Source organism: Agrobacterium sp. CFBP 3001 (genome assembly GCF_027871605.1).
Classification (GTDB): domain Bacteria; phylum Pseudomonadota; class Alphaproteobacteria; order Rhizobiales; family Rhizobiaceae; genus Agrobacterium; species Agrobacterium leguminum.
This window is the reverse complement of sequence record NZ_JAQAHD010000022.1, coordinates 53,567-72,556: the sequence shown is the minus strand read 5'-3', so window position 1 is coordinate 72,556 and position 18,990 is coordinate 53,567. Positions and strand designations below refer to the sequence as shown.

Sequence of the window (18,990 nt, the reverse complement as noted above, 5' to 3'; positions counted from 1 at the left end):
CATTCCGCGCATCGGCATGGAGGTGATGGTCGCCTTTGTCGATGGCGACCCGGATAAGCCGCTGGTCATCGGCGTGGTCAACAATCCGGCCAATTCCGTGCCTTACGACCTTCCGGCCAACAAGACGCGCATGGTGCTGCGCTCCAACAGCCACAAGGGCGACGGTTTCAACGAAATCACCTTCGAGGATGAAGCCGGCAAGGAGAACCAGTTCTTCCACGCCCAGAAGGACCAGACGACGCGGGTTCTGAATGACCGGACCAAGCGCATCGACCGGCATGAGGTCGCCTCGGTCGGCGGCAACCGCGCGGTAGAAGTTTCCGGCAACCAGAAACACGAGATCGGCGGCTCGGTAAACACCGTCGTCGGCGGCACGGGACCGATGGCGATGATGGCCATGGCGGGCGTACAGGCGCTCTCCGGGCAGACGGCGGGGCTGCTTTCGCAGGCCGCCCAGATCGCCGGCGGCGGTGGCCCGGGTGTCGCGGCCTTCGCCACCACACTCGCCTCATCCGCACTCGGCTTCCTCGGCGCAGGCGGTCTTTCATCGCGTGAGGGGGTCGTTTCCGGCCCGAGCCCACGTGCGGATGCGGGTACGGCGCTTGCCGGCTCCGGCTCGGGCGTCGGTTCCGATGCTTCGGGATTGTTTCCGCTGCCGGGCATCATGAACACGATCGTCAGCACGTTCAAATCCGACAGCGTCGGGGTGGCGCGGGCAGAACAGATCGGGGTGAGCAAGGTTACGAATGTCGGCCAGACGTCGCTGGAAAGCGTCGGAAAGACAAAGAAGACAACCGTTGGAGAGCGTTACGAAATAAACGTTGGCAAAGCCATTTTCACGCAAACTGAAAATCACACGGTGATCGTCAGCGACAAGATAGTGCTTGCGGCACCGGGCGGCGTTATCGAGATCAACAAAAATGGGGTGTTTATCAAGGCAACCAAGTTCGAGGTCAAAGCAAACGCTGTGAACTTCAAGCGTGGCAGTGCCGGCAAAAGTACGAACAAGCCTTTTGCTGAAGACTGCTCGAAGAAGTAGGGGTTGGCGTGGAACTCAATAGCGAGAAGAGGCAGGAAGTTCTTTCCAAACTGCGCGAGGAGCAGGGGGCTGGCGGAGCCGCGCGTCTTTATGCCGTGGTCGATGCGTCCCGGGCGCCGATGATTATTCCACCGGCGCTTCAAGCCATGACGGACAAGGTAGCATGTCTTTACAGAGGCAATGCGCTTGAGGAGTTCGGGGACGATACGGCTTGGGTCGCAGAAATGACATCTGACGAAAGCGTGTTGCAATGGCTTATCGACAATGGCTTTGGCAAACGCTGGTCGATTTTTCTGCGAACGTCGCATGCATTGGAAGATGTCGTCCGGCATTTGAGGAAATTTACGATGGTCAAAGATAGTGAGGGGACCATTCACTTCTTTCGTTATTACGACCCACGAACGCTGCGCCAATATCTGCCAGTCCTAACATCGGAGCAGGCCGCTGTTTTTTTCAACGGAATTGAGTGTTTTTATTGTGAAAACGACCTGAAGGCGGGAGAATTCCTCAAGTTCCGCTTTGGAAATGGCATTGTACATCGTGAGATCGTTTTGCCTTCCGGAGGCACAGGTCAGGCAAAGGCAGTTGAGAGGGCATTATCATGATCATTGAATTCGATCCGCGTCAGATGAATGCGATGCTGCACGATGACGACGATTTTACGAATTATTTCACCAGAGAAGTGATGCCAAAGCATCTACCCAGTTTCGCTGATATGGCGGGGTCGCCCCAGGCTACCGAAATGACACGCTGGGGCAGACGCTATGCTGAGCATTTCGGCTTTTCCGACCCGATTTATCAGATTCACTTCGTTGTTCTGATGTGGCGGATCGGGCCGGATTTCTTTATGTTCGAACCTTATAAATCCATCCTTGCCGATCAAAACCAGACTGAGGAACAGCGCATCGAGCGTTGTAACCTTGAACCGACCATGAGCCAGGAAGGGAACGCGATCGCGCGGAGCGATAATGCCTTCTGGTTCCCGCAATATATGAAGAACAACATTCTCGGCGTCCCTTATGACGACATCGAGGAGGAGTTCGAGCGTGAGCGTGCTGCCAGGGCGAGAGACGTTCAATGAGCCAGCATCTTGATGATCTCGTCAATGTTCCTGACACGCGCGAGCTTGAACTGGCCCGTCGTGATCTGGACATGCTGAACCAGCGCTATACAGAAATCGCGAAAGAAGCGGGTTGGCTGGCTGCTTCGTCCGTTCCCGTAGTGGGTGGTGTCGTGGATGTTGCGAGCGCCATTGGAAACGCCTGGACTGGCAACTGGGCAGATGCCGGTCTGGATCTCGTCGGTCTCGTTCCCGTCTGGGGTGATGGGGCCAAGGCCGCTGCCAAAGGCACCAAGATTGCGCGGTATGCCGAAAAACTGATGAGCCAGGTTGCCGCCGCGCAGCGCAAGGTCAAGGCGCTCGAGGAGCATGTACGAAAGTCGGCGGCGGCATCGAAATATTGGGCTTCCAAGCGCGGCGAAGCCTACCGCAAGCTTCAGGAAGATTTGAGAAAATGCAATACGAAGGCATGCCGTCAGAAAAAAATCGACGAGTATAAGAATGGCGGCAAATACAAGAACATTCCACGAGAAGGGAAGTGGTCTGGAGAGCCGGGCAACAGCAAGTGGTCCCCCGAGCCCGGATCGAATGCCGATAAAGCGCTGAAAGAATACGGTCAGGATGGGATTTCTTACAAAAACGGAAAACCCGATTTTTCACCATTCATGAAAAAAGGACCGGATGGGCAGCCGATTCAGACCCGCATATCCAATATGAAGGGCGACCTGGCAAGAGGGCCGGACGGCGACGTGGGCCAGGCCGTTGGTCCGCTCAAGGAAAGGTATGGCAGCTGGAGCAAGACTGCCGATGAAAATGGCTTTACGTGGCATCACAATGAAGACACATCCACGATGCAGCTGGTCGACTCGCGTATACATAATACCGGCCAAGGCGGCGGTGCCCACAGCGGCGGCGCTTCTGCAGTCAACGATCCTTCCTATTAGAACGGAGTTGTTCCAATGGTTGTCTTAAAAGATGCGGTTCAATTCCTGGAGGAGAACAGCGATTTTCAACGAGTTCCGGATACGACGTGGACTGACCGCGATTTCGGTCGCTTTACGGAACTTACCGGGCTGATCGTTCCGAAGCAGCTGCAAGAGGTTCTGAGGCAATACGGTCACTGTGGAACCGAATACAACGATTCATTTCTGGTGGAATACGATGACGGCAGTCGGTCGGTACATGATGTGCAGGTGCTTGTTTCGAATTTCGATACCATCGTTTCGTGGCACGACACCTTTATTGCCAATTCCAGTTGGGAAAAACAGTTCACGCTCCCAATGATATTCTTTGGATCGGCGGATTCCGGACATGCCTATTTGTTGATGGATGGCAAAAATCCTGAAAATGGGGCTGTTTACTTCTGGGAAAGGGCGACAGACCCCTTTGGTACAGGAAACAACGCAAAAGGGATCGTCAAGCTGGCGGACAGTCTGCCGGAATTCCTGATCAATCTCTCCGCACCAGAAAACCTTTGATGTGTAACGAATATGCTTGGTCTACACGAAAAATGGCGAGCAACCTTTATTGAATCCTGGCCGGACGAAGTGTGCGAGCTAGGGTTACCCTTTGAGCAGTTGCTTATTTCGGAGCAGGATCGTGTCGCCATAGGGAGCAGGACCGCGGCTTTCCGGGACCTGTTCAGTGTAGATGAACTCCCTCAACTGTCAGAGGAATTCCGCGTAGCCATTGACGCAAAAACCGCGGTTTTCAAAGAGGGCGCCCATTTTCGCTTCGGTGGATGCAGTTTCAAACAGCCCGGACAATACCAAAAGGGGCCGATCTTCAACAGCGCCCAACTCATGTCTCATATATTGCGGGATAATCCCCGTGTGGCGGGACTTCTTGCCAGTTCACTTCAAGATAAATTTGACGTTTGCATGTTCATACGGCCTTGGAAAGACATTCCGAAATGGTCTGAGTTCAGGCTCTTCATGAAAAACCGGGAATTCCTCGGCGCTTCCCAGTATTTTCATACGGCTTTTTTTCCTGAGATAGAGGCAAATGCCAAATCCATCGCGGCAGCTCTGGTGGATTTTGCGGACCGTTTCAGGGAGGTCGCTCATATTGATGATGCTATCGTCGACATTTACCTGAAACCTGGCGATGTCGCCGGATTTGAAGCTGTGCTTCTGGATATTAACCCGCTCATCGTGCGGTCCGACCCGTGCCTTTTTCAATGGAGGAACGGGGGGGATTTTGACAGGGGGCTACGCTTCCGGGGCGGGAATAATCGAGTGCTCGCCATAGCACCGTTGCCTTTTGCTCGTGCGGCTTGATTTAGTTGAGAAGGAGGAGCCAATGACCGCCAGCCCAGTCTCCCTTAAAGGCCACATGCATGTCTGCCCCAAGGTCGATCCCGGCCCAAGACCGCATGTTGGTGGTCCCGTCATCTCCACCCAACAGAGTTTTGTTACGGTTGAAGGAACGCCGGTCGCAACTGTCGGTGATACCTGTTTGTGCACGGGAGTTCCGACGACCGATACAATTACTGCCGGCTCGTCCTTTGCCGCTATTGATGGAAAGAAGATAGTGCGGCAGGGTGATGCATGCGCGCATGGTGGAAGATTGGTGCAGGGAACCTCCTGGATCACGTTCGAGTAATCTGAAATTTGGGTGCCGTGACGACAATCTGCCTCATGCAATGGTTTGACTAGCGGAGCCTGTTTCTGCGTTTGCCAGCGGAAGTTCCGCTTCTAGTCGCCTGTCCCGAAAGAAAGGCACCGACATCCTCTTCCCGAAGCGGCGGTGCATAGATGTAGCCCTGTACCAGCGTGGCGCCGAGGCCTTCGAGTGCGGTTAGCTCGGCTGGTGTTTCCACCCCTTCCACCACGCATTCCAGTCCCATGTCGCGGCTGAGGGTGAGGAGGGATTTTACGATTTTGTAGCTGGCCGGTTTTTCGTGCAGGTCCGTGACGAAGCTGCGGTCGATCTTGATCTTGGTCAGCGGCAATGCATGCAGTCGCGTCAGGCTGGAATAGCCGGTGCCGAAATCGTCCAGCGATATGCCGCAGCCGAGACGCCGCAGCATTTCGACCGATTGCCTCACCTGCTCGAAATCATGGGCAAAAGCCGTCTCGGTAATTTCAAGGTCCAGCCGTCGTGCATCGAAGCTGCTGTTTTCGATGATGCCGAGGAGGGAAAGCACGCCCTCCTGGGAATTGAGGTCCTGTGCCGAAAGGTTGAACGACAGGCGCAGGGAAGGCTCCCATGTGGCGGCGGAGGCGAGCGCCATTTTGAGAAGCGGCCGCGTCAGCGAGCCGACGATGCCGGCCCGTTCCGCGATGGGGAAGAACTGGCAAGGCGGCACATGCCCGAGAACCGGGCTGTGCCAGCGCGCCAGCGCTTCAAACCCTGACGTCCTTCCGTCGCGTATATCAACGATCGGCTGGAACACCACCGAAAGCTCGTTTTCCATATCCCGCTGTTTGAGCAGGTGCTCGACGCGGGCTTCGATATTGATCTGCTTTTCGTGCTCCGCATCGAACAGAACGGCATCGCCACGCCGGGTTTTCTTGGCGTGGTAAAGGGCATAATCCGCCCTGTCGAAAAGCTGTTCGAGCGTTGAGGCGAGGTTTGGGAACACGGCAATTCCCATGGAAGCGGAAACATGCACGGTTCCTTCCGGCATATGGTAAGGCGCCCTCAACTGCTCGGAGATCGCATTGGCATTCGCGACGAGTTGCGCGTCATCCGGTATGATCGGAGCGACGATGGCGAATTCGTCACCGCCCAGCCGAAAGGCCCTGCTGGCTTTCAGATTGGCGGTGAGGCGTTTGCTGACATTGACAAGCAGCCTGTCTCCCACGGAGTGTCCGTAAAGATCGTTGACGGGCTTGAACCCGTCCAGATCGATCACACCCAGCGCCAGCCGGGTTCCGTTGGCCCTGGCTTTTTCGAGCTCGGCCTCAAGGTGAGCGAAAAAGGCGCGGCGATTGGGCAGTTCCGTCAGGCTGTCGATATTGGCAAGCAGCAGGTTTTCGTTGCTGAGCGCTTCCGTGCGCTGTTGTGAAATGACCATGCGCTCGAAATTGCGGTAGTTGGTCAGCAGAATGGACATCATGCCGGTGCAGACCAGCAGCACGTTGATGGCGATGGCAACAAAGGTCGGTTGCTGCGACGCCAGAAAAAAGGCGATGAAGGCGCCATTGACGATGAGCGTCACCGTGAAGGCAGCCGAGCGCACATACATCAGACAGAAAATGCAGGAAATGACGGTAATCGCCATATAGAAGGCGACGTGGGATTGCGTATAGGCATCCCCATAGGGCACCAGCAGGAAAGACCAGAGCGTGAATGCCATGGCGATGCCGGCAGCGAGGCGATTTGTGCGCCGAAGGGCTGCATGCGCCACCCGCGGTTCGGGATCCATGCCGCGCGTCCTCCACCAGAAGGCGACCCTGAGCGTGCAGCCGAGTGTGAATAGGGCGGGAACTCCAACGGTGAGCCAAGACGGCGCCAATTGCATATGCGTCACGGCAAGCGCCCATGTGCTTGAAAGCAGGATGAAATACATCATCGGCATCTGTCGGGTGAAAGCGCGGTACTGTGCTTTCAGCAGATCAGGATTGTCGGACCGGACGGACATGAAGTCCTGCAGTTTTTGTGTGGCGGTCAGTATTTTCATTCATGGCTCTTCAAATACAGAGCGGCATTCGTAACATAATTCCCGTTACATCATTGGAAATACACAGGGTTAACCGACAGACAACTGCATCAACCGCAAGATGTAGGTGTTGTGTTTCGCAACATTCCAATGTTTTCAGTATTAAATGTTTCCTGCGGGGATATTCCTGATGGGGGAGGAAGCCCTTTGCTTCATGCCATGAGTTGCGCCGACTCCATCGAATTGGCATGATCGGCTCGCCCGCTTCCAATGTCCGTTAGCTCCCTTTCAACGCCCCTTGAAAAGTTTGAACGCGCGTGCAATATGAACGCGTGTTCAAACTTTGAGAAATGGTTCTTGCGTATGGATTCTATCCACTATCCCGATACATTGGCGGCGCGTGCCGAATTGTGCCGCAGCGTTATTCTTTCCGCCGGCGAACTGGTGCTGAAGGGTTTTCAGGGCGAGGCGACGCGCAGCTTTTCGATGAAGGGGCCGCAGGATTTTCTAACGGTGACGGATGCTGCCTCGGAAGCGCATATTCGCGGCGCGATCACGGCCGCTTTCCCGGAAGACAGTTTTTTCGGGGAAGAGGGCGGCGGTGAGATCGGTGAGCGCGTCTGGGTCGTGGATCCCATCGATGGCACCGCCAATTTTGCCCGTGGCATTCCGCATTTCTGCATCTCCATCGCCTATGTCGAAAACGGCCAGACCGAAATCGGGGCGATCTATAGTCCCGCCCTTGGCGAGCTTTATTTCGCCCGCCGCGGCGCGGGAGCGACGCGCAACGGGCAACCGATCCGGACTGCGGAAACGGAGCGCTTCGATGCCGCTTCGATCGAGATGGGGTGGTCCACCCGTATCGCGAATGCGACCTATCTCGATGTCGTCAGGAACCTGCTCGATATGGGCGCCAATGTCCGCCGCGCCGGCTCCGGCGCGCTGGCGCTTGCCTATGTGGCTGATGGCCGTTCCGATGGCTATCTCGAATTGCACATGAATTCATGGGATTGTCTTGCGGGGCTGCTACTCGTCAGCGAAGCTGGCGGCGATGTGTGCCCTTTTCTGGAGATCGGCAGTCTCCGGGAGGGCGGGCCGGTGCTGGCCGCAGCCGCCGGTGTTGCCAAAGGCGTCAGCCAGGCATCGAATATAGCACTCGCCGCGCGGCAGCCGTTGGATCGTCCGCGGGCGGCATCGGCGTGATTCATGGCGGAGGCCCTTTCGTAGAGGGGGCCTCGTGCTTCATGCATGTGGAGGAATGAAATGGATGGACCCGTTTATGCCCGGCCTGCAATCAGCCTCATTGCGGAAGGGCTCGGCCCGCACAATGCTGCGCTTTACATTGGCGGCAGCGATGGTGCGAGCGATCTCGGGCTCCTGCGTCGGCATGGCATCACCACCGTCGTCAATTGCGCCGTCAATCTGGATATCAATCTCGTGCAGGCGGCGCAGGAAGAGGGCGACAGGCGCGCCGTGGGTTATGGCGATATCCGTTATTACAAGCTCGGCCTTATCGATGGCGAGGGCAGCCCCGACACCATGATGCTGGGCGCCTATTACATTCTCGACGGCGCGCTTCGCCAGACTATGCCGAAGCGGGAAACCTATCCCTTTGCCGATGGCGGCAATGTGCTCGTCAATTGCCGCAGCGGCCGCAGCCGTTCCGTCTCACTGGTGGCGCTTTTCCTGCACAAGCAGCAGCCGGATCTCTATCCGACCCTCGACGATGCGCTGGCCGTGGTCCGCACGAAGCGGGAATTGCGGCCTGACGAATGGTTCGAGACGCCGAAACCGATGCTTTACGCCGCCGCCCGCCGTGCCTCCGACTGGATCGACATGGTCGAGGGCAGAAAGACCGCTCAACCATGCTGACACGCACACTTCCCTCCGTTGCCGTCATCGCCGACGCGCATTTTCATGACACGGCAGCCGATTTCGGATTTCCCGGCATCGAAATCGATGGTCAGCGTATCACCATGCGCAGCTGGTCGGATACGCGTGAATCCACCCGGGTTTTCAATGAAAGCGCCGATGCATTGCATGCGGCGCTGGAAGAGGTGCGGCAGCGCGGCATTCGCCATGTGGTGCTGCTTGGCGACTATACCGATGATGGCCAGCGGGTGACGACCGAAACGCTGAAGAACATCCTGCAAAGCCACAGCGACGCCCACGGCACGGCCTTCTACGCATTGCCCGGAAACCACGATATTTTCGGCCCGCGCGGCCGGCACCATACCAAGGAGTTTTTGACGGAGAACGGCAAATGCCTTTCCGTTTCAAGCGATGCGCGGCGGGCCGGTGAGCGCGTCGTCGTGAACGACGGGATGTATTGCGAAGGCTATCCTGCAGGCCTTTGCCCTATGGCGGTTTTCGGTTATTTCCGCCAGCCGGATTATCTGCATTGGGAAACCCCTTTCGGTGTTTCCGATGCGCCGGAGGGCCGGCTGTACGCGGTGTGTTCACCCGATGGGCGCAATGTCTACCGCCTGATGGACGCCTCCTATCTGGTCGAGCCGGAGCCGGGCTTGTGGCTGCTGATGATCGACGCCAATATTTTCGAGCCGCTCGATGGCGAGTTCGAAGCGGGCGAGGAGGCAGCTTTTATCGACAGCACCTCCGGGGGGTGGAATGCGCTTTTGCGCTGCAAACCCTTCCTCATCGAATGGATCGCTGATGTGCGCCGCAGGGCGGAGCTGCACGGCAAGACATTGCTCGGCTTTTCGCACTATCCGGCGCTCGACCCTTTCGATGGCGCAAGTGGTGCGGAAGGCGCCCTGTTCGGTGAAACCAATGTCGTGCGGCGTACGCCGCGCAAGGCGGTGGAGGATGCGCTGTTACAGGCCGGGCTTGCCGTCCATTTCAGCGGGCACCTGCACGTGGAAGGCGTAACCCGGCGCGGGGAAGGCGAAAACTCGCTCACCAATATCGCCGTGCCGTCGCTCGTCGCCTTTCCGCCCGCCTTCAAGGTCGTCCACCCGTCGCGGCAGGCAATCCTTGTCGAGACGGTGGAGATGGCCGCGCTGCCGGCCAATGGCCGCATTTGCGATGGCTATGCACAGGAAACCGCACTGACGGGCGAGGCAAACGACGTAGCTTTTGCCGCCGGCAATTACGGTGAATTTCTGCTGGGCCACAAGCGGGCGCTGATCAGGCACCGTTATTTCCCCAAGGAATGGCCGGCTGAGGTCGTCACGGCAATCGCCGACAAAAGCGTTCGGGAGGTTCTCGGCCTGCTCGGAGGGGAAGGCCTCTTTTCGTCTGACGCTGCTGTCCTCTCCTTGGACCTGCCGATGTTCGAGCTGATTGCCGACTGGTATTGCCTGCGCCAGGGCGCAGGCTTGGCACTGCCGCATATCGCGCCGCAGCGGCTTTCCCTTTATCGAACGCTGGCGGAGCGCTTCGGCCGCGAGCCGGATCGTCACGATGGTTCGGTCGAAAGCTTTCTTGAAATCTTCTTCGGAGCCCTCGGCCTGTTTCTCGAGCGTGCCGAAAGCAGCCCGCGCGATCTGGAGCTTGGGCTTGTACCGCAGCGTGAACGGGTTGCGGTTTGATCTGAAGATTTTTGCCCGGAAGGACATTTGGTCTAGCGTGCGGTGATGCGCTCGACCATGGAAACGGGCACAACATGAAGCCGGGTTTCCGGCTCATCGCTATCGAGCGCGGTCAAAACCTTCTCGGTCAGCGCGTCGAAAGACTGGGCAACGGTCGTCAGCTGGTAGCTTTTCCAGCTGGCCTGCGGAATATCGTCGAAACCGACAATCGAGATATCTTCCGGCACCCGGCGGCCCATTTCCAGCCGGGCGGCGTCCATGAAACCAAGTGCCAGCAGATCAGTGACACAGAAGGCGCCGTCGATGGTCCTGTCCGCGAGCAATTCTCGGCCGGCCTGATAGCCACTGTCATAGCTGGTGGGGCCGCCGCACCATGGAATTACCTGGATACCCTCCATGGTCATGCACTCGGTGAAAGCGTTGACGCGGCGCAACTGCGCGGGCGTCTGGCTGCCGCTGGAGACAACCGCAACCTTTCTGCACCTGGCAGCTACAAGCCGCATGGCGGCCAGGTTGGCGCCGTGAGAATCGTCGCTCAGCACCATATTCGTATCGGTGCGGTCCAGATGCTGGTTGATGAGGATGAGGCGCACGCCATTGGCGATGCATTCGTCGATAATAGAGGCCGGAGGTTCACCGGAAAGAACGATGATGGCCTGCGCGCGGAATTCGAAGAGACGCTCGATGAGCGGCGCGATGTCCTTGCGCGCATCTGCCGCATTCAGCAGCAGGCATTGCAGGCCACGGCGCAGGAGACCGATGCTGAGGAAATCGAGCTGTTTCGAAATGAAGGGAGAACTGAGATTTGCTCCGACAACACCAACGAGGTTGGAGCGGTCGTTATTGAGGCCCTGCGCCAGACGGTTGACGCGATAGCCAAGTTCCTGCGCAGCTTTCAACACCCTGCGTCGGACGGCCTTGGATACGCTGCCGCCGGGAGTGAAGGTGCGTGAAACGGCGGAACGTGAGACACCCGCCTTTTTTGCTACTTCTTCGGCCGTTACGAACCCTTTCGCCATTCAGTCCCCCGTTGCGAATCCACCTGTCTGATAGCACAGGTCAGATTGCAGCGACTATTCCAATCGAAATATTTCGGGTGCTGTGGTCGCGGTCAGTCTTGCGGTTCCAGCGCGCCTGCCGCGGCCTCGGCACGCGCGGCGGCCTCTTTTGCTTCCCGCTCGGCGCGAGAGGCCGCTTCCGGGTTGCTCGAACTGTCATAACCTCCCATGGCGCGTTCCCCGATGGCGATGTGGACATCCTTGAGCTGGATGACGACAAGACCGATGAGGATGGCTGCGCCGATAAGGAATACTGTTTTCCCGTTCATGGTCATTCGACTCCACGCTTCGTGTTTGCCGACGGAGGAAACAGCCGGCAAAACTGCGGCTTAGCGGGTCAGGAGGCCGACGCCTGTTTCCGCATCGAACAAATGCATATCGGACGGGTCGATGTCGAGGCCGATCGTTTCACCGGCCTTGACTGCGCTGCGTCCCTGCACCGCGATGACCAGTTCGGTGGCGGTTCCCGTGGTGAGGAAAGTGGCCGAGCCGGTCGTCTCCACCGCGGAAACCGGCAGCGTCAATGCCGCCCCGGCTGCTGCGGCCGGCCGGATATGTTCCGGCCTGATGCCGACGATCACATCCTTGCCGGGCGGCAGGGAGGCCGGATTCCTGATCGATTGCTGCGGTTCGCCTTCGCCGAAGCTGAGCTGAAGGGATGCGCCATCCGGGCTGACGGTCGCCGGAATGAAATTCATGGCCGGCGAGCCGATGAAGCCGGCCACGAAACGATTGACCGGGCGGTCGTATAGTTCCAGTGGCGTGCCCTGCTGCTCGATCACGCCGTCACGCATGACGACGACATGATCGGCCATGGTCATCGCTTCGATCTGGTCATGGGTGACATAGACCGAAGTGGCATGCAGGCGATCGTGCAGCGCGCGGATTTCCTTGCGCATGTGGACGCGTAGCGCCGCATCGAGATTGGAAAGCGGCTCATCGAACAGGAAAGCCTGCGGGTTGCGGATGATCGCACGGCTCATGGCCACGCGCTGGCGCTGGCCGCCGGAGAGTTCGCGCGGATAACGCTTCATCAGCTTTGAAAGACCTGTTGTGGCGGCGACTTCTTCCGCCGCCTTGCGGGCCTCGGCCTTGGCGACACCGCGCATACGCAGCGAATAGGTGAGATTTTCCTCCACGGTCATATGCGGGTAGAGGGCATAGGACTGGAACACCATGGCCACATCGCGCTTGCGCGGCGGCACGCCGTTCATGAGCGTGCCGGCAATGCGCATGTCGCCGGCCGATATGGTCTCCAGCCCGGCGAGCGAGCGCAGAAGGGTGGATTTGCCGCAGCCCGACGGGCCGACAAGTGCGACGAAAGTGCCCTTCTTGATGGAAAGGTTGATGTTCTTCAGCGCATGGAAGGCGCCGTAATATTTGTTGACGCCGGAAAGTTCGATCTGAAGGGTCATTTGAGCGCTCCTGAGGTCAGGCCGGAAACGATGCGGCGCTGCAAGAGAATGAAGAGGGCGAGAATGGGCGTCACATACATGGTCGCATAGGCCATGATGTTGTTCCATTCGCTGGTATTGGGGCCCATGAAGGAATTGAGACCGACACTCGCCGGCTGCAATTCGGCCGCCTGGATCATCGATTTCGAATAGACGAATTCACCGAAGGCCTGCATGAAGATGAGGATGGCGCTGACGAGAATGCCGTTTCTGGCAAGCGGCAGCACGATGTTGAAAAACGCGCCGACCCGGGAATTGCCATCCACAAGTGCGGCCTCTTCCAGTTCCTGCGGCACGGCCATGAAGGTGGCGCGCACAAGCACCACGAAAAAGGGCATGCTTTTCGCCGCAATGGCGAGGATGACCGACAGGCGCGGATAATCCAGAAGCCCGAATTGCGAGAAGCCGACGAAGATTGGCGTGATCATCAGCGATGCCGGCAGAACCTGCAGCATGAGGATGAGGAACAGGCCGATATCCACCCAGACATTGCGATAGCGCGCCAGCACATAGGCACAGCCGACGCCGAGAATGGTGATCAGCAGCACCGCGCTCGAAGCGATCAGCACCGAATTCCACAGGTATCGGCTCATGTTGCGACTGTTCCAGACATAGGCATAGGTCTGCCATTGCGGGTCCGTGGGCCAGAAGGCGGGCGGATTGGCGAACATTTCCGAGCCGCTTTTGAGCGAGGTCAGATACATCCAGTAAAGCGGGAAAAGGTAGATGATGGCGAGCAGGATGGCGATGGCCAGCATCAGACGGTTGCGGGTCGTGATGCTCATCCGCGCACCTCATGCCGTGTGGAGCGCACATAAACGATGGAGGCCAGCATGACGAAAACGATCATGATGACGGAGATCGTGGCGCCCTTGCCGAAATCATATTGCCGGAAGGACAGGTCCCACGCCCAGTATTGCGCCACGTTGGAGCTGTTGTTCGGTCCGCCATCGGTAATGGCGGCGAAAAGATCGAATTGCTGCAGCGTAAAGATCAGCCCGAGCGAGACGATTGCACCGATGGTGGAGCGCATCATCGGCAGGGTGATGGTGTGGAAGCGCTGCCAGGCATTGGCGCCGTCCAGCTCCGCGGCTTCATAGAGATCGCCGGGGATGGAGGCGAGGCCGACGGAAAGCAGGATCATGTTGAAGGACGTGCCGAGCCAGATATTGGCGATGACGACGGCCCAGAGCGAAAAATTCGCATCGGAGCGCCAGAAGATATTGCCCGATATCAGGCCGCTTTCCCGCAGGAAGAAATTCAACACGCCGAAATCGCCCGAGAGGATCCAGTTCCAGATCGCGCCCACCACGAGGCCGGGCATGACCCAGGACACGAGAAAAAGACCGCGCAGCCAGGTGGCGCCGGGAAAATTGACCCAGAAGAACAGCGCCAGACCGAAGCCGATAGCGAATTGCCCGGCAATCGAGGCCACGACAAAGGTGACGGTGTTGAAAAGGATCGGCAATGTTTCCGGCTGCCGGAACAGATCGATGTAGTTCTTGAAGCCGACGAAGGGGCGCACGAAGGTGCCCAGGCTGAACATGTCGACTTCCTGAAAACTCATGACGATGTTGTAGATGAGCGGCAGCCCCGCCATGACGAACAGGAAGCCCAAAGGAAAGGCGACAAGGACGATATCGAAACCGCGACCGTCACTGACGCTGGAAAACAGTTTTTTCATGAAACATCCTCGCAAGCTCCAGTCGGGGCCGCCGCCGCTTGTCGCGGCAGGCAGCCCCACCGGGAGGAACTCCTTGGGTGGAGGCCGGAGAACCCGGCCGCCCGCCCGGATCAGCCTTCGACCAGCTTTATCTTTTCAGCGGCCTGATCGAGTGCGGCTTTCGGCGTCATCTGGCCCGAAAGCGCACCCTGAATGGCATCCTGGATCGCCTTGGAAATCTTCGGCCATTCGGGCGAGGGGCCGCGCGGCTGCGCATATTTCAGCTGTTCCACGAAGGTCTTCAGCGCCTCATCCTTCAACGCATTGCCCGTGGGCGGAACCGGAATATCCGAGCGCGCTGGCAACTGGCCGAAGTTCTTGAACATGTCCTTGTCCTTTGAGGCGAAGAACTCGATTGCCTTGAAGGCCTCTTCCGGATGTTTCGTCTTGGAGAAGATCGCCCAGTTATAGTCGCCCATGGCCGAAGATCGCGGGGCGTCGGGTGTGGGCACCGGCAGCAAAGCGACACCCCAGTCAAACTTGGCGTCCTTCAGCATGCGGTCGATTTCCCATGGGCCGGAAATGACCATGGCGGCGTTGCCGGCGTTGAAGGTAGCGGTGGAATCCCACTGGCTGCGCGTCAGCGTATCCGGCGATGCCAGCTTTTCATCCAGCATCAGCTTCCACGTTTCGAGTGCTTTGACGGCACCCTCGGTATTGATGTTCTTGTAGGTCGCGCCCGCCATCTGCGCCCAGGGCAGGAACTGGAAGGTGCCTTCTTCATTCGCCTTGGCGCTGAAGCTGATGCCGTAAATATTCTTCGAGGGGTCGGTCAGCTTGCGCGCCGCTTCCACCAGCTCATCCCAGGTCTGCGGCGGTTTTGCCGCATCGAGCCCTGCGGCCTTGAACAGGTCCTTGTTGTAATAAAGCGCAATCGTGTTCGTGGCCTTCGGCACGCCGAAATATTTGCCGTCCCACATCACCGATTTCAGCGGTCCCGGAAAATAATTCTCCGTCTTGATGACATCCGACTTGGCGATCATGTCGGTCACATCGAGAAAGGCGCCGCGTGCGGCGAACATGGCGTGGTTGGGGTTGTCGATGGCGATGATGTCGGGCGCATTGCCGGTGGAATAGGCGCGCATGGATTCGCTCACCACATCATCGAACTGCAATTGCCGGTATTCGATCTTGATGCCGTTATTCAGCGCGTTGAACTCCTTGATGAGGTTCGGCGCCGGCTGGATATCGCGATCCAGCGACCAGAGGGTCAACGTCACATCTTCTGCCTGCGCCGCAATAGCGCCGGCGGACACGCCCGCCAGCAGAAATGCGCCGGCCATCATGCATTTCGCGATACCCATAATCTCCTCCTCTTGGTTATCGTCTCTGCAATTTTCGAAAACCTTCTCCCAAAAGGCTTCCGTTATGTCGGATCGACGACGAAATCGCCGCCGCGGCATTTTTTCAGATAGTTCAGGCCATGCACCTGGCCCGTCATTTCCAGCGCATCGCGATAGACGGGGTCATGCCAGCCCTCGATATCAATGGAGCCGGACCAGCCGGCGAGGCGCAGTTCGGAAATAATGTCCGTCCAGTTGCTGTCGCCGAAACCCGGCGTGCGCATGAAGACGAATTTTTCCTTGCCGAAAATGCCGTGCTCGCGAATGACATCCCAGCGGATGGTCGCGTCCTTGCCGTGCACATGGAAAATCTTGTCCGCCCATTTGCGGATCTGCGGCAGCGGGTCGATCAGATAGACCATCTGATGGCAGGGCTCCCATTCGATGCCGATATGCTCGTCCGGGGTTTCGTTGAAGATCAGTTCCCATGCGTCGGGATTGTGCGCGATGTTCCAGTCGCCGGTCTGCCAGTTGCCATCCATGGCGCAGTTTTCAAAGGCGATCTTCACGCCCTTGTCGGCGGCGCGTTTTGCAAGCTCGCTCCAGATTTGCCGGTATCGGGGAAGGCTTTCCGGCAGCGGCCTGCCACGAAGCCGGCCCGTGAAACCGGCAACGCAGGTCGCGCCGAAATGGTGGGCATTGTCGATGCAGTCTTTCCAGCCCTGCAATGTCTCAAGGTCGATGTCTGTCTCCTCCAGCGGATTGCCGAACATGCCGAGCGTGCCGATGGTGATGTCGCGGTCGCCGATGGCGTCAAGGCAGCGCTTGCCGAGTTCGGCAAGGTTCTGGTCGTTGGTCGTCTGCCAGAAGAACGGCTCGAAGCTTTCAAAGCCGAGATCGGCGATCTGGCCGATGCGTTCGGCCGCCTGTCCCTTGGTGGCGCTGACCATGGTGCCGATGCGGATGGATGTTGCCGGATTACTCACGTCTTTCAGTCCTTATGCTGCAATGGAGACACGCTGGCCGAGGCGGGCGCTTTCGATCGCGCCGATCACCATGGCAAGGCTGTTGATGTTGTCGAAGGAGGCCGTTTCCGGCATCTCGCCCGTGCGGATGGACTCAAGAAACGAGAGAATGACGCTGGCATGGCCGCGCGTATCCTTCTCGGAAACGTCTTCGGAAACGTTTACGGTCTTAAATCCACGCAGAAGCCCCTGGTCGTCACCGGCCACGGAGGCGGAGAAATTGTCTTCGCCGTCCCAGACGATCATGCCCTTGGAGCCGATCAGTCGCCAGCGCGCTTCCCAGCTGGTCCGCTCGCCTTCGGCGCACCAGGAGCCGCGATAGGTGAAGACGACATCATTCGAGAACTCGAAAATGGCGTTGGCGCTTGCGCCATGGGCATACCATGAGCCGGCCGGGTTCTTCTCCACGCAGAAGACGGAGAGGGGTTTTTCATTGGCGACAAAACGGGCCGCGTCGAACGTGTGGATCGCCATGTCGAGAAGCAGGACGTTTTTCATCTCCTCGCGGAAGCCGCCGAAATGCGGCCCAAGGAAGAAATCGCAATGGATGGCCGTCAAATCGCCGATGACGCCGTCTTCCAGCGCGCGGCGCAGCCGCCGGATTCCCGCCACAAACCGCCGATTTTGCACCACGGCATGAATTTTACCGGCCTTTTTCGCCAGTTCGACCAGCGTGGCGGCTTCCTCCATCGAGGCGGCAAGCGGCTTTTCGCTGAGCACATGGCACCCGGCCTCAAGACCGGCCTCAACCACGGCGAAGCGTGCCTGTGGGATGACGATATCAAAAAGGATGTCGGCTTTCGTTTCAGCGAGAACCTCGCGCAGATCCGTGCCGATGACCGCGTCGGTAAGGGCGAATTCCTCGGCAAGCGCGCGTGCCGTGTTCTCGTTCAGGTCGACCACCCCGGCGATCCGGATCGCGCCGGCGATTTCCGGCGTGGATTGAATGGCGCGCAGCCAGCCTTTGGCCATGGCTCCGCACCCGCATAAAACGGCATTGAATGTCATCTCATCTCCCCGGACTCTTTCGCAAACTCCTCTTTGCGCAGAGTGTCGTAAACGTTTACGAGACTATGCCGATGATGTTAGATATGTCAAGACCGTTAAGGGGCGCGTCGATTGCGCGCCGGGCCTGGGAGGGGAGTGCATGAAAGGAATTCGTCAGCTTGCCGATTATCTGGAGATATCGATAGGCACTGTTTCCCGTGCCCTGAACGGCAAGCCGGATGTGAACGAAGAAACGCGGCGGCGTGTTCTGGAAGCGGCGGAAAAGCTGGGTTATGTCGCCAACCAGTCCGGCCGTAGCCTCAGGCAGGGAACCACCAATGTCATCGGCCTGATGACCGGCAGCGACGCGCAGACCGTGGAGAACTCCGACAACTTTTTCCTCGGTGTGACGGACGGTCTGCAAAGCGTGTTTTCCGGACATAATCTCGATCTCATCGTTCTGCCCTGTCCGGGGGAAGAGGATCCGGATGAATATCTGAAGCGCATGGTGGCGCGCCGCATGGTGGATGCGATGATCATTTCCGCGACGCGACGGATAGACAAACGTGTGGATTTCCTGAAGCAGACCCGGCTGCCTTTCGTGGCGCTCGGACGGACCGCTTCCAGCGACACTCACGCCTGGATCGATCTCGATTTCGAGGGCGTCGCGAAAAATGCGGTCGACCGCCTTGCCGCTGCCGGTCATCGTTCGATTGCGGTGGCGGTGCCCGACAGCGATATCAATCTCGGTTACGTTTTTCTCGAAGGATACAGGCGCGCGCTGGAAGACAATGGCATCGCTTACGATTCCTCGCTGGTCATCCGCGCGAAATCGAGCGAGCAGGGCGGTTATCATGCCGCCAGCGAGTGGCTGCAGATGCGGCCCCGGCCAACGGCGATCGTGCTGATCTACGAATTGATGGCGGTCGGTCTTTATCGCCGGCTTGCGGAAGTGGGGCTGAAACCGGGGCGCGATCTCGCCGTCATCGGCTTCCGCGATGGCCCGCGCGGCCAGTTTCTGGAACCTCGGCTGACCAGTTTCCGCATGTCCCTGCATGATCTCGGCGTGACGGTGGCCCAGACGCTGCTATCGACCATGCCGGCCTACGCGCCCTTTTACCCCAATCAGGCCCGCCATTGCGTGTGGCCCATGCTTCTGGTGGCCGGCGAGAGCGATCCTGCCCCATAAGGCCGCAGGCGGGCG

20 protein-coding genes are annotated in these 18,990 nt (G+C 58.4%); 11 read left to right on the top strand and 9 right to left on the bottom strand.

Features of this window, described 5'->3' with window-relative positions; translation table 11 throughout:
• The 7 genes from PH605_RS21545 to PH605_RS21515 form a co-directional block, all read left to right on the top strand.
• On the top strand, window positions 1–1,039 hold a 1,039-nt coding region (locus PH605_RS21545; protein WP_425292607.1), incomplete at its 5' end, for a type VI secretion system Vgr family protein.
• Between the two features lie 8 nt (window positions 1,040–1,047).
• Window positions 1,048–1,644, top strand: coding sequence for a DUF4123 domain-containing protein (locus PH605_RS21540; protein ID WP_078053317.1), 597 nt, complete (start codon window positions 1,048–1,050; stop codon window positions 1,642–1,644).
• Complete coding sequence (locus PH605_RS21535; protein WP_078053316.1) at window positions 1,641–2,120, top strand: hypothetical protein; 480 nt, start codon at window positions 1,641–1,643, stop codon at window positions 2,118–2,120. The genes PH605_RS21540 and PH605_RS21535 overlap by 4 nt, the downstream gene beginning before the upstream one ends.
• Window positions 2,117–3,043, top strand: a complete 927-nt coding sequence (locus PH605_RS21530; protein ID WP_078053315.1) for an HNH endonuclease — start codon at window positions 2,117–2,119, stop codon at window positions 3,041–3,043. The genes PH605_RS21535 and PH605_RS21530 overlap by 4 nt, the downstream gene beginning before the upstream one ends.
• Before the next feature lie 15 nt (window positions 3,044–3,058).
• The gene (locus PH605_RS21525) at window positions 3,059–3,577 is read left to right on the top strand and encodes an SMI1/KNR4 family protein (RefSeq protein ID WP_142845958.1); all 519 of its coding nucleotides are present in this window, start codon (window positions 3,059–3,061) and stop codon (window positions 3,575–3,577) included.
• Between the two features lie 12 nt (window positions 3,578–3,589).
• Window positions 3,590–4,378 carry a hypothetical protein gene (locus tag PH605_RS21520; protein ID WP_142845959.1) on the top strand — a complete coding sequence of 263 codons (789 nt, stop codon included), beginning with the start codon at window positions 3,590–3,592 and terminating at the stop codon, window positions 4,376–4,378.
• Between the two features lie 22 nt (window positions 4,379–4,400).
• Entirely contained in the window at window positions 4,401–4,703 is a 303-nt protein-coding gene (locus PH605_RS21515; RefSeq protein WP_078053313.1) for a PAAR domain-containing protein, read from the top strand.
• Between the two features lie 49 nt (window positions 4,704–4,752).
• On the opposite strand, the gene PH605_RS21510 is transcribed toward PH605_RS21515, so the two are convergent.
• Entirely contained in the window at window positions 4,753–6,726 is a 1,974-nt protein-coding gene (locus PH605_RS21510; RefSeq protein ID WP_161987974.1) for a putative bifunctional diguanylate cyclase/phosphodiesterase, read from the bottom strand.
• Between the two features lie 342 nt (window positions 6,727–7,068).
• On the opposite strand from PH605_RS21510, the gene PH605_RS21505 reads away from it, so the two are divergent.
• From PH605_RS21505 to PH605_RS21495, 3 genes are read left to right on the top strand one after another with little or no spacing between them, the layout of a single operon-like run.
• Window positions 7,069–7,908, top strand: coding sequence for an inositol monophosphatase family protein (locus PH605_RS21505; protein WP_142845993.1), 840 nt, complete (start codon window positions 7,069–7,071; stop codon window positions 7,906–7,908).
• A 60-nt stretch (window positions 7,909–7,968) separates the two neighbouring features.
• Complete coding sequence (locus PH605_RS21500) at window positions 7,969–8,577, top strand: dual specificity protein phosphatase family protein (RefSeq protein WP_142845960.1); 609 nt, start codon at window positions 7,969–7,971, stop codon at window positions 8,575–8,577.
• Window positions 8,571–10,256: a metallophosphoesterase family protein gene (locus PH605_RS21495; protein WP_142845961.1), complete on the top strand. Its 1,686-nt coding sequence runs from the start codon at window positions 8,571–8,573 to the stop codon at window positions 10,254–10,256. Before PH605_RS21500 ends, PH605_RS21495 begins: the two co-directional genes overlap by 7 nt.
• A gap of 32 nt (window positions 10,257–10,288) precedes the next feature.
• On the opposite strand, the gene PH605_RS21490 is transcribed toward PH605_RS21495, so the two are convergent.
• The 8 genes from PH605_RS21490 to PH605_RS21455 all read right to left on the bottom strand — a co-directional run bounded on the left by PH605_RS21490 (window position 10,289) and on the right by PH605_RS21455 (window position 17,807).
• Window positions 10,289–11,275, bottom strand: coding sequence for a LacI family DNA-binding transcriptional regulator (locus PH605_RS21490; RefSeq protein WP_142845962.1), 987 nt, complete (start codon window positions 11,273–11,275; stop codon window positions 10,289–10,291).
• A 92-nt stretch (window positions 11,276–11,367) separates the two neighbouring features.
• Window positions 11,368–11,583: a hypothetical protein gene (locus tag PH605_RS21485; protein ID WP_236781223.1), complete on the bottom strand. Its 216-nt coding sequence runs from the start codon at window positions 11,581–11,583 to the stop codon at window positions 11,368–11,370.
• A 60-nt stretch (window positions 11,584–11,643) separates the two neighbouring features.
• Entirely contained in the window at window positions 11,644–12,729 is a 1,086-nt protein-coding gene (locus PH605_RS21480) for an ABC transporter ATP-binding protein (protein WP_142845964.1), read from the bottom strand.
• A complete protein-coding gene (locus PH605_RS21475) occupies window positions 12,726–13,553 on the bottom strand; it encodes a carbohydrate ABC transporter permease (protein ID WP_142845965.1) in 828 nt (275 codons plus the stop codon). Before PH605_RS21475 ends, PH605_RS21480 begins: the two co-directional genes overlap by 4 nt.
• Window positions 13,550–14,452: a carbohydrate ABC transporter permease gene (locus PH605_RS21470; RefSeq protein ID WP_078053306.1), complete on the bottom strand. Its 903-nt coding sequence runs from the start codon at window positions 14,450–14,452 to the stop codon at window positions 13,550–13,552. Before PH605_RS21470 ends, PH605_RS21475 begins: the two co-directional genes overlap by 4 nt.
• Window positions 14,453–14,562: 110 nt before the next feature.
• Window positions 14,563–15,795, bottom strand: coding sequence for an ABC transporter substrate-binding protein (locus PH605_RS21465; protein WP_078053305.1), 1,233 nt, complete (start codon window positions 15,793–15,795; stop codon window positions 14,563–14,565).
• Window positions 15,796–15,857: 62 nt separating this feature from the next.
• A complete protein-coding gene (locus tag PH605_RS21460; RefSeq protein ID WP_065655230.1) occupies window positions 15,858–16,760 on the bottom strand; it encodes a sugar phosphate isomerase/epimerase family protein in 903 nt (300 codons plus the stop codon).
• Window positions 16,761–16,772: 12 nt separating this feature from the next.
• On the bottom strand, window positions 16,773–17,807 hold the full coding sequence (locus PH605_RS21455) for a Gfo/Idh/MocA family protein (RefSeq protein ID WP_142845966.1): 1,035 nt from the start codon (window positions 17,805–17,807) through the stop codon (window positions 16,773–16,775).
• A 139-nt stretch (window positions 17,808–17,946) separates the two neighbouring features.
• On the opposite strand from PH605_RS21455, the gene PH605_RS21450 reads away from it, so the two are divergent.
• Window positions 17,947–18,975: a LacI family DNA-binding transcriptional regulator gene (locus PH605_RS21450; protein ID WP_080857825.1), complete on the top strand. Its 1,029-nt coding sequence runs from the start codon at window positions 17,947–17,949 to the stop codon at window positions 18,973–18,975.
• The last annotated feature ends 15 nt before the right edge of the window (window positions 18,976–18,990 follow it).